The sequence below is a fragment of the Streptomyces hainanensis genome, from assembly GCF_004348415.1.
Taxonomy (GTDB): Bacteria; Actinomycetota; Actinomycetes; order Streptomycetales; family Streptomycetaceae; genus Streptomyces; species Streptomyces hainanensis.
Map to the genome: position 1 here is coordinate 1 of NZ_SMKI01000209.1, position 13,128 is coordinate 13,128.

Consider the following 13,128-nt stretch of genomic DNA (forward strand, 5'->3'; position numbering starts at 1 on the left):
CTCGGGGGCCGGTGGGGCTGGAGGTCGCGTTAACCTGAGAGCAATCATTAGATGATTCGATGAATCACGTCCAGAGGGCGGACAAAGATCGTGATGCGGTACCGGACCATGCATCAGCGGGTGGTCGACGAGTTGGGCCGCCGGATCGTGGGCGGTGAGTGGGAGCCGGGGCGGGCGCTGCCGGTCGAGGACGTGCTGGCCGCCGAGATCGGCGTCAGCCGGGGCGCGCTGCGGGAGGCCGTCAAGGCGCTGGTGGCGAAGGGGATGTTGCTGGTGCGTCCGCGCACCGGGACGCGGGTGCTGCCCCCGGAGCAGTGGAACCATCTGGACCGTGACGTGCTGCGCTGGCAACAGGAAGGCGACTCGGCCGCGTTGCTGCGGGACACCGGCGAGCTGCGGCGGATCGTCGAGCCGGAGGCGGCCAGGCTCGCGGCAGGCCGGGCCCGGCCTGCCGACGTGGCGGCGCTGTACGAGGCCCTGGCGACCATGGAGGTCGCGGCGGCGCGCCCCGGGCGCGGCGGCTATGTCGAGGCCGACATCGCGTTCCACCGGGCCCTGCTCGACGCGAGCGGCAACCGGCTCCTCGGCTCGCTCGGCCGGGCGATCGACATCGCGCTGGAGCACAGCTTCGCCGTGAGCACCAGGACGCCGGGGGCCGTCGCGTCCTCGCTGCCGGCGCACCGCGCCATCGTGGCGGCCGTCGAGGCGGGCGACCCGGCGGCGGCCGCGGCGGCCGTGCTGGGCATCATCGACGCCGCGGAGCGGGAGATCGCCGCCTCGCCCGGCGCACCACCCGACTGAACGCGCGTTCGACGACCCACCGTTGGGGGTGACTTCGGCTCGGGTTCGGCCGCGACCGGGGTAGGAAGCGGCCGACCAGCCCGAGACGACGCCGAGCCCTGGGAGGCCGCCGGTGGCCGACGCCCGCCGCCCGTGCCGCGCCCGCGGCGCGCTCGTGGCGGGCGCCGCCCTCCTCGCCTGGGCGCTGGCGGCCTGCCAGGCCCTGACACCGGGCAGCGCGATCGAGGCGCCCGGGCCACGGGCCGCGCCGTCCGCGACGGCCGTGCCCGACGGGGACGTCACGCTGCGCCTGGAGTTCACCGACGCGCCGCCGATGGTGGACGCCCTGGTCGCCGCCTTCGAGGCCCGGCACCCGCGCGTCACCGTCGAGCCGCGGTACAAGACGTTCTCCGACTACGTCCGGAGCCTCGGGCTCACCATGACGTCGGACTCCGCCCCCGACCTGGCGCAGTACGCGGTCGGCATGGGCGAGCTCGCCGCGGCCGGCCACGTCCTCGACCTCGCCGGCTACCGGGCGGCGTACGGCTGGGACGCGTCGGTGCCGCCGGTGAGCCTCGACCAGCTGACCGCGGGCCTGACCAGCGGGGCCACCGGCGGGGACGCGCTGTTCGGGATGCCGGCCGGGCTGTCGATGACCGGCGTCTATGTCAACCGGGAGCTGGCGGCGCGGGCCGGGATCGACGGGCCGCCCGCGACGCTCGGCGAGTTCGAGGAGCAGCTGGCCGCCGCGCGGGCGGCGGGCCTGACGCCGCTCGCCGTGGGCGCCCTGGACGCCGGCGGCCTGCACCTGTGGGCCGCGCTGCTGAACCAGACGGTGCGCGTGGACGACTACCGGGACTGGGTGGACGGGGTGGCCGGCGCCACCATCGAGACGCCGGGGGCGCTGGCGGCCACCGAGCGCCTCGTCGCGTGGGGACGCCGCGGCTTCGTCGACGACGCCGCCAACGGCACCTCGCAGGTCGACTCCACCGCCCGGTTCGCCCGCGGCGACGGCGTCTTCCTCCTCAACGGCAACTGGGCCGCCGGGCAGTTGGCCGACGTCCTCGGCGACGACCTCGGCTTCTTCCCGATGCCGGGTGAGCACGCCGCCGGCCCGACGGTGGCCTCCGGCTTCGGCTTCGCCTTCGCCGTCTCGTCCCGTACCGAACACCCGGCGGCCGCGGGGGCGTTCCTCGACTTCCTGGCCTCGCCCGAGGCGAACGTGATCATCGCCGAGCACGGTTTCCTGCCGGGCGACCCGGACGCGGTGCCGCCGCCGACGGGCGTGTTCGCCGACATCGCGGAGGGGCACCGACGCGCGGTCGCCGACGACGGGATCACCGCCTTCCCCGACTTCGCCGCGCCCGCCATGCTGGACGCGCTGCGCTCCGGGGTGCAGAAGCTCCTGGCGGACCGGGTGGCGGCGGCCGACTTCCTGGCCTCGACGCAGGAGGTGTGGCGTGCGGCGCACCCGGGGTAGCCGGTCGGCGGCCCGGCGGTGGCGCGGTCACCTGTACGTGCTGCCGGCGCTCGCCGTCTATCTCGCCTTCGCGGTGCTGCCCGCGCTGCGGACGGCGTACCTGTCGCTGTTCGACTGGGACGGCGTCACGCTGGGCCGGTGGGTCGGGCTCGCCAACTACCGGGAGGTCGTCGTCGACCCGGTGCTGCGCCGTGCGGTGCTCAACTCGTTGGCGCTCGTGGGGTTCTTCTCCGTCCTCCCCGTCGTCCTCGGCCTGGTGGCGACGGGGCTGCTGGCCGGGCACCGGCGGCGCGGCATGGCGGGGTACCGCTTCGTGCTGCTGCTGCCGCAGGTCGTTCCGCTGGTCGCGGTCGGCGTCACCTGGCGCTGGCTGTACGGGGAGGACGGCCTGGTGAACCAGGCGCTGCGCGCGGTCGGCCTGGCCGGGGTGGGGCGGGCGTGGCTCGGCGACTTCGACGCGGCGCTGGTCGCGGTGGGCCTGGTCGGTGCCTGGGTGTCGAGCGGGCTGTGCCTGATGCTCCTCCTGAGCGGGGTGGGGAGGATCGATCCGAGCCTGTACGAGGCGGCCCGGCTCGACGGGGCGGGCCCGGTGCGGGAGTTCGTCTCGGTCACCCTGCCCCAGCTGCGCGGCGAGTTGGCGGTGGCGCTGACCGTGACCACGGTGGCCGCGCTGGCGGGCTTCGACCTGGTCTACGTGACGACCAACGGCGGCCCCGGCGAGCAGACGACGGTGCCGGGACTGCTGATCTACCGGCTGGCGTTCTCGGAGGGCCGGGTGGGCCTGGCGTCGGCCCTCGGGGTGGTCCTCGGGTGCCTGGTCCTCGCGCTGGTCGCCGCGGTGAACCGGCTGTCGGGGGCGGGGCGTTGAACCGGGTCTCGGCGGCGGAGCGCTGGTCGGGGCACGTGCTGCTGGCGGCGGGGGCGATCGTCGTCCTGGTGCCCCTGCTGAGCGTCGTCCTGGCCTCCGTGCAGCCGGCCGGCACCCCGGTGGTGGGTCCTGCCTGGCCGGAGCGGTGGAGCTGGGACAACTACCGGCAGGCGTGGTCGGTGGCCGGCTTCGCCACCCTGGTGCGCAACAGCCTGGTCGTCGCGCTCGGCGTCGTCCCCGCCACGCTCGCGCTGTCGGCGGCGGCCGGCTACGCGCTGGGCGCGATGCGGCTGCCGGGCGGCGGCGCGGTGGCGGGGTTCTTCGTCGCCGGCCTCACCATCCCGGTCGAGCTGGTCGTGGTGCCGCTCCACCACGACCTGCGGGGGCTCGGGCTGACGAACTCGTATCCCGCCCTGATCCTGGCGGAGATCGCGCTGTTCCTGCCGTTCGGCGTCTTCTGGATGCGCGCCCACTTCCGCGCCACTCCCCCGTCGCTGGTCGAGGCGGCCCGGATGGACGGCGCCTCGTCCGGCACGATCCTGCTGCGGGTCCTGCTCCCGCTGGCCGGGCCGCCGCTGGTGACGCTGGGGTTGCTGGTCTTCCTGTGGTCCTGGAACCAGTTCCTGCTGGTGCTGGTCCTGATCCAGGACACCGCCCGGCACACGGCCCCGGCCGGCCTGGGCTTCTTCGTCGGGCAGAACAGCACGGACGTCCCCACCCTGGCGGCGGGCACGGTCATCGTGATGCTGCCGCTGCTGGTGCTGTTCGCCGTGTTCCAGCGGGGGTTCGTCACCGGGCTGCTGCGCGGGGCGACGCGCGACTGAGGGCGTCAGCGGGTCACCGTGAACGGCCGGCTGGTGCCGGAGACGGGGCGGACGACACCGGTGAGGGACCGGGCGTCGCCGAAGTAGCGGACCCGGTACACGCCGGGTTCGGCCGCCGGCGGGACGTCCCAGGTGACGGTGATCCGGGACGCGGCGATGCCGTCGCGGGCCCAGTGGAAGCCGGTGGACCAGTCGGCGTCGTCGGCGACGGTCGCCCAGCCGCCGTCGTCGAGCCGCCGCTCCACACGCAGGTAACTGTCGTCTCGCCGGGGGTTGTTGGACGGGTGGGCGCCGGCGAACACGACGCTGACCCGCCGCCCCGCCGGGTAGCCGGCGTCCGGCTCGGTGAGCACGTCGCCGAACGCGCGGCCGAGCGGCGGCGCGTCGAGGACCACGCCGGGCTGGAGGGAGAGCGCGCTCGCGGAGTTGTCCGGGGTGCCGGGACCCGGCGACACGTCGCGCCCGTCGCGCAGGGCGGTCGCCAGCGACGCGAAGGTCTGCTGGAGCGCCGGGAGTTGCCAGCGGCCGAACAGGGTGCTGCCGCCCTCGTACTGCTGGGCGTCGTACTCCTCGGGGGTGGTCACGTAGTGGAAGTAGCCGCCCGCGTAGCCGGCCACCAGCACGTCGCGGAGGTCGGCGCCGACGAGTGCGGCGACGGTGCGGCGCAGCCGCAGCCCGGCGCCGATGGTGACCTCGCCCGGCACGCCGATCAGGTACAGCTGTCCGATGCGGACCAGGTGGAGGGGGAAGCGCTCGGGCACCCAGGGGAAGAGCCGGTTCATCGCCCCGATCGGCACGAAGACGTCCTTCGGGGCCTGGGCGGCGCGGAGTTCGGGCGAGACGGTGTAGATCAGGGTGTCCGAGACAAGCTCCCAGAACGGGTTCTCTCCCTCAACGAAGCCCGGGAAGGCCGGCCCGTCCTCGGTGCTGCCGGCCGCCATGGCGGCGCCGACGGCCGGCTCGGAGGTGCGGTGCGGCCGGCCGTCGCCGGTGAACCCGGCGCCGACGGCGACGTCCGAGAGGTCGAGGTGGACGAGCCGGGAGTCCACGGGACCGGTGACCGGGGTGCCGCCGGTCGTCAGCGCGGCGGCGGCCCGGTACTGGGCCAGGCCGTTGGCCCTGGCGGCGTCGAGGTCGGCGGGCGTGGTGGGCGGTCGGAGGTCGAGGTTGGGCGACATGTCGCCGGCGTTGGTCTGGGCGAAGGCGGCGACGAAGCCGGGCCCGCCGGGCGCCAGGTAGTCGCCGCCGGCCACCTCGCGCTCCCAGTGGTAGGCCGCGTAGCCCTTGTTGTCGGTGCTGATCAGCCGGTTGTCCCCGGAGAGGCTGGTGCCGTGGGTGGCGAACCAGTTGACGGCGCCCACCGGGCGTCCGCCGCGCTCCACCCGCAGCAGCGTGGTCGCCGGGTCGACGGCGTCGGGGAAGTGCCCGGTGACGTCGGCGGGGTTGCGGGCGAAGGCCGAGCGGGAGCGGTTGACGCTGGCGCCGCGCAACTCGCCGTGGCCGAGCACCAGTCGTGACGGGGCGAGGTCCTGGTGGGCGCGGTCGACGGCCTCCACGATGCCGTCCACGACGGCCGCGAAGGTGGTCGGGTGGAAGCCGAGGGTCGTCAGGTTGTAGAGGGCGTGGTGCGAGTGGCCGCCGGGGCCCGCGTGGCTGTGGGTGGCGGCGAGCAGCACGTTGCGGGCGGTGTAGAGCTCCCCGTGACGACGACCGAGGCGGCGCAGCACCTCCTGGTGCACGCTGTCGAAGATCATCGCGAGCTCGGCGACGACCAGGGCGACCCGTTGTCCGCCCGCGCGGTCCACGACGACGAAGGCCCTGGCCCGTGGCCGGGAGTGCAGCCCCCGGGCCTGCTGGTCGGTCCGCCCGTAGCCCATCATGCCGATCTCGGCGACCTCGCCGGTCACGTCCGCGATGCCGCGGCCGACGAGATAGGGGCTCTCGGCGTCGGCGGCGCGCGCCGGGACGGCGGTGACCGCGCCGAGGAGACCGACCCCGGCCACCGCGGTCCCGGCGCGCAGGACGTCTCTTCTGCTGGCGTGACGCGGCATCGTCGGCTCCCGTCTGCCCCGGCCGACTCGTCGGCCGACCCGGGGGATACCGCCAGAGTGGCCGCGACCGACTCGGTTGTGAATATGTATCACGTTCATTTTTTGGCCTAGCATGCGGGCGAGCACGGTTTCGCCTCGTCGTCGGTGCGGGGGATGGAAAGGGTGGGTAGCGATGCTGCTGGAACGGGAGCGTGAGGAACTGGCGGCCGCCGGCCGGCGGTTGGCGGCGAGTGGCCTGGTCATCGGGACGAGCGGGAATCTCTCGGTCCGGGTGGACGACCTGGTGGCGGTGACGCCGACCGGCGGGGTGATCAGCGAGCTGACCGCGGAGATGATGACGGTCCTCGACCTCGAAGGCGGGATCGTCGAGGGCGAGCTGGCGCCGACGTCCGAGGTGCCGATGCACCTGGCCGTCTACCGGGCCACCGGCACCGGGGCGATCACCCACACCCACGCGGTCACCTCCACCGCGCTGGCCTGCACCCTGGACGAGATCCCGGTGGTGCACTACGCGATGCTGTCGCTCGGCGGCACCGTCCGGGTCGCCCCCTACGCCACCTACGGCACCGACGAGTTGGCGGCCCACGTGGTCGCCGCGCTGGACGGCCGACAGGCCGCGCTGCTGCGCAACCACGGCTCGCTGGCGATCGGCGGCACCGTGGAGAAGGCCGTCGCCAACCTCGAACTCACCGAGTGGGTGGCGGAGTTGTACACCCGCTGCCTCGCTCTCGGGAGCCCGCACCTGCTGGACGAGAAGGCCCAGGAGGCCGTGATCCTCCAGGCGCTCGCCGGCGACTACGGCACCACCAGGAAGCTGTGAAGGGACCGGCGATGGCCTCACCCGCGATCTCCCACTGGCCGGACGTCGACGCGCTCGAACACCGCCTCGCCCGGCTCGTCTCCACCCCCGTCCGGCGGCCGGACGACGCGACGCTCGCCGACTACCGCGCCTGGTTCGAGAAGCACACGGCGGGCTCCCGGGCCTCGGCGGCCGAGGCGGCGAGGTACATACCCGGCGGCGTCCAGCACAACCTGGCGCTCAACGAGCCCTGGCCGCTGGACGTCGTCCGGGCCGAGGGGCCCTATCTGTGGGACGTGGACGGCAACCGCTACCACGACTTCCTCCAGGCCGGCGGCCCGACCGTGCTGGGCAGCAACTACGGGCCGGTGCGCGAGAAGGTCGCCGAACTGCTGGCCGAGTGCGGGCCCGTCACCGGGATGCTGCACTCCTCCGAGGTCCGGCTGGCCAGGCTCATCCACGACTTCATGCCGGCCGTCAGCAGGTTCCGGATGCTGGGCAGCGGCACCGAGGGCGTGATGGCCGCCGTGCGGGTGGCCCGCGCGTACACCGGCAGGGCCCATGTGATCAAGGTGGGCGGCGCCTACCACGGCTGGTCCGACCAGGTGGTGTTCGGGCTGCGCATCCCGGGCACCGGCAGCCTGGAGGCGACCGGCATCCCGGCGGGCGCGCTGCGGCTCACCCAGGAAGTGCCGCCCGGCGACCTCGACGGGCTGCGCGAACTGCTGGTGGCCAACGAGGAGATCGGCGGCACCGCGGCCGTGTTCGTCGAGCCGGTCGGCCCCGAGAGCGGCACCCATCCGGTGCGCCACGACGACAACGCGCGGATCCGCGAACTCTGCGACGAGTTCGGCGCGTTGCTGGTCTTCGACGAGGTGGTCACCGCCTTCCGCCTCGGCATGGGCGGCGCCCAGGGCTACTTCGGCGTCCGCCCCGACCTGACCGTGTTCGGCAAGTGCGTCGCCGGCGGCTACCCGGCGGCCGGCGGCATCGGCGGCGGCGACGAGGTGATGTCGGTGCTGGAGGGCGGCCTCACCGCCGTCGGCAAGCGCGCCTTCGTCGGCGGCACCCTCTCCGCCAACCCGCTCTCCTGCGTCGCCGGCTACCACGCGCTGGCCGAGATGGACCGCACCGGAGCGCCGGGGCTCGCCGGCCGGGCCGGCGACCGGCTGCGCGCCGGTCTCGCGGCACTCATCGAGCGGTACGAACTCCCCTACGTCACCTACAACATCGGCTCGATCGTGCACCTGCACACCTCGGGCGTGCTCCATCTCTCGCTACAGGACCCGGACTTCTTCAACCAGCTCGGCCCGCGCACCGAGATGCTCGGCCAGATGTCGATGGCGTACTCCGCCGAGGGGCTGGTCACCATCGCCGGCAGCCGCCTCTACACCAGCATGGCCCACACCGACGACGTCGTCGACGACGCCCTCGCCCGCTTCGACCGCGTCTTCGCCAGGATCTGACGGCGGTGGCGCGCCGCTACGTGATCGGCGTCGACCTCGGCACCAGCGGGTCGCGAACCGTGCTCGCCGGCACGGACGGGCGGATCCTCGGACACGAGACCGCCCGCACCGCGCTCCACCTGCTGCCCGGCGGCGGCGCCGAGCAGGACCCCGACGACTGGTGGCGGGCCATCCGCGAGACGCTGCGCCGACTGCTCGACCGGCGCCTGGTGCCGGTCTCGGACATCGCGGCGATCTGTCTCTCCGCCCAGTGGGGCGGCACGGTGGCCGTCGACGCCGAGGGGCGGCACCTGCACCGCGCCCTGCTGTGGATGGACGGCCGGGGCGCCGAGCACACCCGCCGACTGGCCGGCGGGGGCCTGCGGGTCCCCGGCACCGGCTACAACGCCACCCGGCTGCGCGCCTGGATCGCCAGATCGGGCGGGGCGCCCACGCTCACCGGCAAGGACCCGGTGGGGCAGAGCCAGTTCCTCCGGCACGCCAGGCCGGACGTCTTCGCGCGCGCCGCCCACCTCCTCGACGTGCCCGAGTACCTGACGATGCGGCTGACCGGGCGGCCGGTGGCCGGCCACGACACGGTGGCGCTGCGCTGGTGCACCGACAACCGGACGCCGGGCGCGGTCCGTTACGACGAGCGGCTGGTCAGGCTGAGCGGACTGCCCCGCGACCGGCTGCCGGCGCTGGTGGAGCCCGCCACCGTCGTCGGGCCGATCCTGCCCGCCGCGGCGGCCGAGCTGGGCCTGGGCGAACACGTCCTGGTGGCCGCCGGCACCGGCGACACCACCGCCGCCGCCATCGGCGCCGGCGCGGTCCTGCCGTACCAGGGGCACCTGTGCGTCGGCACCTCGGCCTGGCTGTCCTGCCATGTGCCGCGCAAGAAGACCGACGTCCTCCACAACGTCGCCGCGCTGCCCTCGGTGGTACCCGACTCGTACTGGGTGGCCACCATCCAGGACGTGGCCGGCAAGGGGATCGACTGGCTGATCGGCAACGTCCTCGGCCCGGAGGGCCGCGACCCCGACGCGGCCGGCGAGGACCGCGACGAACTGCTCGCCCGGCTCAACCGGCTGGCGGGCGAGGCCCCGCCGGGCAGCAACGGGGTGGTGTTCACGCCCTGGTTGAACGGCGAGCGCACGCCGGTCGACGATCCGACGGTGCGGGGCGGCTGGTTCAACGTCTCGCTCACCACCACCCGGGCCGACCTGGCGCGCAGCACCTTCGAGGGGATCGCGCTCAACGCCCGCTGGCTCAACGAGTCGGTGGAGCGGTTCACCGGCCGGCCCTTCCCGCACCTCAACTTCATCGGCGGCGGCGCCACCTCCCCCCTCTGGTGCCAGGCCATGGCCGACGTCCTCGGCCGCACCATCCGGCAGGTCGCCGAGCCCGCGCTGGCCAACGCCCGCGGCGCGGCGCTGATCGCGGCCGTCGCGCTGGGCGAGCTCGACTGGTCGGACATCCCCGAGAAGGTCGCCATCGCCGCCGAGTTCACCCCCGACCCCGCCAACCGGCCGGTCTACGACCGGGCCTATGCCGCCTTCCGGTCGTTCTACCGGCACAACCGGGGGATCTACGCCGCCCTCAACGGCCGACCGCCGGCCCGGCCGCCTCGATAGAATGACCCGCGTCGAACGGCGAACCCCATGACGAACGAGGCGATGTCCCAGCTGACCCCGGCCCACGGCCTGCGGAAGGCGCCGCAACAGGCGCGCAGCCGCGCCCGCGTCGAGGCGATCCTGGCCGCCGCGGACCGCATCCTGGCCACCGAGGGCGTCGAGGCCCTCAGCACACGCCGGATCGCCGCCGACGCCGAGGTGCCGGTCGGCACGCTCTACCAGTTCTTCGACGACAAGGACGCGGTGCTGGCGGCGGTGGCGCGCCACCACATGGAGGAACACTCGGCCGCGATGCGGGCCATCCTGCACGACGCCCGTGCCGCCCGCTGGTTCGACCTGGTCAACCTGATCTTCGACCGCTACGTCGAGCTGTACCGGCGCAACCCCGGCTATCTGGCCATCCGCGCCGGGCGTTATCTCAGCCGCGAGCTGCTCCGGCTCGACGAGGACAACAACGCGATGGTGGCCGACCAGCTGCGGCGGATCCTGGTCACCCAGGAGGGTCTGGTGGACAGCCCCGAGTTGGCCGTGGCCTGCCGGGCGGGGGTGTGCGCCTCCGAGGCGCTGCTCCAGTTCGCCTTCCGCGACACGGCGGACGGCGACCCGGTCGTCCTGGGCGAGGCCCGGCGGATCCAGCGCCTCTACCTGGCCGACATCGTCGCCGACCCCCGGCACCGCAGCTGACTTTATAGTGAAAGCTTTGAGCCAAAGGCGAACGACGGGTGGCCGGTTCCCCATCTGCGACTTCCGTCGCTCTGTCTCTCTATATCGCCATAACTCATCGACCTGATGTGCACCGGTCAAGCATGCCCGCCCTCCCTCACTTTTTCACTAAAGATTGACTCTCCTCGAGCGATGGCTGAATGATGCCGCTGCGTGACCAGCCGTCACACGCGCATCCGGTGCCCGACAAGGCAACACCGGACGCAGGTCACGTTCCGGGCCCGCCGAGCAGGCGGGCCGAGCGCCACCCCGCATCCACAGTCAACCGGGAGGACCACCCATGTCCACCAGGCATGCCCTGAGCCGCACACTGATCGTCGCGGCCGCCGCCACACTGATCGCCGGCGTCGTCACCAGCACCCCGACCCTGGCCACGGAGAACGACGCGCCGCCGTCCGCCGTCGCGGACAACGACAGGGGCGGCGCCGGTCAGGGGCCGTCCGTCGCGGTCCCCCTGGCCGCCGGGCCCCAGATCACCCGCGGCGAGGTGATCAGGCGGGCGGCGTCCTGGGTCGGCATCGGGCTCGAGTACAGCTGGGACCGGACCTACCAGGGCTACCGCACGGACTGCTCCGGCTTCGCGTCGATGGCCTGGCGTCTCGGTACCCCCGGGCTCGACACCACCAGCTTCGTCCCCGGCGGTGTCGCCTCCTGGATAGGCAAGGACGACCTGCGGGCCGGCGACGCCCTGCTCAACGACGCGGCGGGCGCCAACGGCCACATCGCGATCTTCGAGGAGTGGACCGACTCGTCGCGGACCTCGTACCGCGGCTACGAGTTCACCGGCAGCGGCGTGCACCACCGGACGATCCCCTACCCGTACTTCTCCGGCCACGGCACCTTCAGGCCGGTCCGCAACAACAGCATCGTCGACGACGACGTCGATCCGGGCCCGGGCAACGTGGGCATCTACCGCCCCAGCACCCACGAGTTCCACCTCCGCAGGGACGACGGCACCCTGATCAAGATCGGCTGGGGCACGACCGGTGACCTGCCCGTCGCCGCGAACTGGGACGGCGGCCACGCCGACAACGTCGGCATCTACCGCCCCAGCACCCACGAGTTCCACCTGCGCGGCGACGAAGGCAACACCATCAGGATCGGCTGGGGCACCACGGGCGACCTGCCGGTCTCGGGCAACTGGGACGGCGGCCACGCGGACAACGTGGGCATCTACCGCCCCAGCACCAGCGAATTCCACCTGCGCGGCGACGAAGGCAACACCATCAGGATCGGCTGGGGCACCACCGGTGACCTGCCGGTCTCGGGCAACTGGGACGGCGGCCACGCCGGCAACGTGGGCATCTACCGCCCCAGCACCAGCGAATTCCACCTGCGCGGCGACGAAGGCAACACCATCAGAATCAAGTGGGGCACCACCGGAGACCTCCCCATCTCCGGCAACTGGGACGGCGGCCACGCAGACAACATCGGCATCTACCGCCCCAGCACCAACGAATTCCACCTCCGCATGGACGACGGAAAGCTCGTCAAGATCAAGTGGGGCACCACCGGAGACCTCCCCGTCTCCGCCAACTGGGACGCCCGCGGCTGAGCCACCCCACCGTCCTCCTCACGGAAGTCGAGTATTCCGATGCCCCGCATCCCGCGTCACCGCCTCGCCGCCATCGCCGCCACCGCGACCGTCGCCGCCACGCTCCTCGCCGCCGCTCCGGCCGTTCGCGCCGACGACGAGGTCGACCTCTCCGACCCGACCGCCATCACCGCCGCTCCCGACTACTCCTGCGGGACCATCCAGGACTCCGACCAGGCCACCGCGAACCAGCTCAACCGCGTGCTGACCGGAACGCTGAACGGCTACATGACGCCCTACCGGGTGTCCTGCGCCCGGGCGATCGTCAGGGCGGTCCAGGCCCGCGACCTGCCCCGGCGGGCCGCCGTCCTCGCCGTGACCACCTCGATCGTCGAGACCACCCTGCGCAACAACCCCAACATGGAGGACCACGACAGCGTGGGTCTGTTCCAGCAACGGGCCAGCTGGGGTTCCTTCGCCCAGCGGATGGACCCGACCTGGGCGACCAACGCGTTCCTCAACGCGATGCTCACCGTGTCGAACTGGCAGACCAGACCGATAGGCGAGGTCTGTCAGGCCGTACAGCGGTCGGCTTTCCCGGAGCGTTACCAGCCCCAGGCCGCCGACGGCGACCGCATCGTCGCCGCCGTGTTCGAGGAGACCGTGGATCCGGGCCCGGGCAACGTCGGCATCTACCGACAGAGCACCCACGAGTTCCACCTCCGCAGGGACGACGGCACCCTGATCAGGATCGGCTGGGGCACCACCGGTGACCTGCCCGTCGCCGCGAACTGGGACGGCGGCCACGCCGACAACGTCGGCATCTACCGCCCCAGCACCAACGAATTCCACCTCCGCGGCGACGAAGGCAACACCATCAGAATCAAGTGGGGCACCACCGGAGACCTCCCCATCTCCGGCAACTGGGACGGCGGCCACGCCGACAACGTCGGCATCTACCGCCCCAGCACCAACGAATTCCACCTCCGC

At 73.2% G+C, this 13,128-nt stretch carries 10 protein-coding genes and 1 pseudogene; 10 read left to right on the top strand and 1 reads right to left on the bottom strand.

The window, feature by feature from the left end; genetic code table 11:
- Positions 1 to 63 precede the first annotated feature (63 nt).
- The 4 genes from E1283_RS19710 (at position 64) to E1283_RS19725 (ending at position 3,952) form a co-directional block, all read left to right on the top strand.
- Positions 64 to 801: a FadR/GntR family transcriptional regulator gene (locus E1283_RS19710; RefSeq protein ID WP_165956183.1), complete on the top strand. Its 738-nt coding sequence runs from the start codon at positions 64 to 66 to the stop codon at positions 799 to 801.
- 112 nt (positions 802 to 913) lie between these two features.
- The gene (locus E1283_RS19715; RefSeq protein ID WP_132819419.1) at positions 914 to 2,260 is read left to right on the top strand and encodes an ABC transporter substrate-binding protein; all 1,347 of its coding nucleotides are present in this window, start codon (positions 914 to 916) and stop codon (positions 2,258 to 2,260) included.
- On the top strand, positions 2,241 to 3,128 hold the full coding sequence (locus E1283_RS19720) for a carbohydrate ABC transporter permease (protein WP_132819420.1): 888 nt from the start codon (positions 2,241 to 2,243) through the stop codon (positions 3,126 to 3,128). The genes E1283_RS19715 and E1283_RS19720 overlap by 20 nt, the downstream gene beginning before the upstream one ends.
- On the top strand, positions 3,125 to 3,952 hold the full coding sequence (locus E1283_RS19725; protein ID WP_132819421.1) for a carbohydrate ABC transporter permease: 828 nt from the start codon (positions 3,125 to 3,127) through the stop codon (positions 3,950 to 3,952). The genes E1283_RS19720 and E1283_RS19725 overlap by 4 nt, the downstream gene beginning before the upstream one ends.
- A 5-nt stretch (positions 3,953 to 3,957) precedes the next feature.
- Here E1283_RS19725 and E1283_RS19730 read toward each other — a convergent pair whose 3' ends face one another.
- Positions 3,958 to 6,003 carry a neutral/alkaline ceramidase gene (locus tag E1283_RS19730; RefSeq protein ID WP_132819422.1) on the bottom strand — a complete coding sequence of 682 codons (2,046 nt, stop codon included), beginning with the start codon at positions 6,001 to 6,003 and terminating at the stop codon, positions 3,958 to 3,960.
- A gap of 172 nt (positions 6,004 to 6,175) precedes the next feature.
- On the opposite strand from E1283_RS19730, the gene E1283_RS19735 reads away from it, so the two are divergent.
- From E1283_RS19735 to E1283_RS19760, 6 genes and pseudogenes are all read left to right on the top strand, one after another.
- Entirely contained in the window at positions 6,176 to 6,823 is a 648-nt protein-coding gene (locus E1283_RS19735; RefSeq protein WP_132819423.1) for a class II aldolase/adducin family protein, read from the top strand.
- 11 nt (positions 6,824 to 6,834) lie between these two features.
- Positions 6,835 to 8,268 carry an aspartate aminotransferase family protein gene (locus E1283_RS19740; protein ID WP_132819424.1) on the top strand — a complete coding sequence of 478 codons (1,434 nt, stop codon included), beginning with the start codon at positions 6,835 to 6,837 and terminating at the stop codon, positions 8,266 to 8,268.
- A 5-nt stretch (positions 8,269 to 8,273) separates the two neighbouring features.
- On the top strand, positions 8,274 to 9,881 hold the full coding sequence (locus tag E1283_RS19745; protein WP_207930461.1) for a xylulokinase: 1,608 nt from the start codon (positions 8,274 to 8,276) through the stop codon (positions 9,879 to 9,881).
- 27 nt (positions 9,882 to 9,908) lie between these two features.
- Positions 9,909 to 10,565: a TetR/AcrR family transcriptional regulator gene (locus tag E1283_RS19750; RefSeq protein WP_132819425.1), complete on the top strand. Its 657-nt coding sequence runs from the start codon at positions 9,909 to 9,911 to the stop codon at positions 10,563 to 10,565.
- A gap of 319 nt (positions 10,566 to 10,884) precedes the next feature.
- Positions 10,885 to 12,159 carry an NlpC/P60 family protein gene (locus E1283_RS19755; protein WP_132819426.1) on the top strand — a complete coding sequence of 425 codons (1,275 nt, stop codon included), beginning with the start codon at positions 10,885 to 10,887 and terminating at the stop codon, positions 12,157 to 12,159.
- 39 nt (positions 12,160 to 12,198) lie between these two features.
- Positions 12,199 to 13,128 (top strand): annotated as a pseudogene (locus E1283_RS19760) (hypothetical protein); the annotation flags it as partial.

What these genes read in the sequence shown, in the direction of transcription:
- E1283_RS19735 (WP_132819423.1), top strand. Translation starts at nt 6,176, where the DNA reads ATGCTGCTGGAACGGGAGCGTGAGGAACTGGCGGCCGCCGGCCGGCGG.
- E1283_RS19750 (WP_132819425.1), top strand. Translation starts at nt 9,909, where the DNA reads ATGACGAACGAGGCGATGTCCCAGCTGACCCCGGCCCACGGCCTGCGG.
- E1283_RS19730 (WP_132819422.1), bottom strand. Translation starts at nt 6,003, where the DNA reads ATGCCGCGTCACGCCAGCAGAAGAGACGTCCTGCGCGCCGGGACCGCG.
- E1283_RS19740 (WP_132819424.1), top strand. Translation starts at nt 6,835, where the DNA reads ATGGCCTCACCCGCGATCTCCCACTGGCCGGACGTCGACGCGCTCGAA.
- E1283_RS19755 (WP_132819426.1), top strand. Translation starts at nt 10,885, where the DNA reads ATGTCCACCAGGCATGCCCTGAGCCGCACACTGATCGTCGCGGCCGCC.